The 1,097-nt window shown below is 52.2% G+C and carries 1 protein-coding gene; it reads right to left on the bottom strand.

Annotation, left to right across the window (positions count from 1 at the left end):
* Positions 1 to 18 precede the first annotated feature (18 nt).
* A protein-coding gene (locus NR177_RS23735; RefSeq protein ID WP_256853800.1) for an IS3 family transposase occupies positions 19 to 1,097 on the bottom strand; the annotation gives its coding sequence in 2 pieces (ribosomal slippage) (positions 19 to 929 and positions 929 to 1,097; 1,080 coding nt annotated over the 2 pieces). This gene is flagged as partial in the annotation.

The raw sequence follows: 1,097 nt of genomic DNA on the forward strand, positions 1-1,097 counted from the left end.
TGAATCGCCACGAATAATCTAGACACTTCCGAGCCGTTGATAATACTGGTTTTCATATTCTGCCGGTGACATCTGATCGCTAGAACTATGCCGACGCTTACTGTTATAAAACATTTCGATGTAATCAAAAATATCGCTGCGGGCGTCTTCCCGCGTTCCATAGATCTTTTTCTTTATCCGTTCACGTTTCAGCAACTGGAAAAAGCTTTCTGCAACCGCATTATCGTGGCAGTTACCGCGACGGCTCATACTGCCCTCCAGGCCGTGTGATTTCAGGAACAACTGCCACTCATGGCTTGTGTACTGACTGCCCTGATCCGAGTGAACCAGCACCTGTTTTTGGGGATTACGCCGCCATACAGCCATCAGCAATGCGTTCAGGGCAATGTCCTTTGTCATCCGGGATTGCATTGACCAGCCGATAATTTTGCGTGAGAACAGATCAACAACCACGGCAAGATACAGCCAGCCTTCGTGGGTCCTGATGTAGGTTATGTCCGTTACCCAACGCTCATCCGGAGCATCCGGATTGAACTGTCGCTGGAGCCTGTTTGGCGACACTATACTGGCCCCGCCTTTGCGTCCCCGCGGGCTCCGGTACCCGACCTGAGCCTTTATCCCGGCACGTTTCATCAGTCGCCAGACTCTGTTGACTCCGCACTGTTGCCCGCTATCCCGCAGATCCAGATGGATCTTGCGATAACCATAGACGCATCCCGATTCCAGCCAGAACTGTTTAATCTGCCCTGTCAGTCTCAGGTCTGCCTGATGGCGTTGTGAATGCGGCTGATGAAGCCAGGCGTAAAAGCCACTGGGATGAACATCCAGAGCCCGACAGAGCAAACGAACAGGCCAGAAACGGCTGTTGTCGCGGATAAAGGCGTACCTCAGTCGGACAGCTTTGCGAAGTACGCCGCGGCTTTTTTTAATATGTCCCGTTCGTCGGTAACCCGCTTCAGCTCTTTCTGGAGACGGCGGATCTCGGCCTGAGCATCTGACTGTTCTTTATTCGTGGAAGAATCCGGACCGTACTTCTTTATCCAGGCGTAAAGGCTGTGGGTGGTGATATCGAGACGTGTTGCAACGCTGGAAACAGA

This window comes from Pantoea sp. Fr+CA_20 (genome assembly GCF_024520835.1).
GTDB classification, from domain to species: Bacteria; Pseudomonadota; Gammaproteobacteria; order Enterobacterales; family Enterobacteriaceae; genus Pantoea; species Pantoea allii.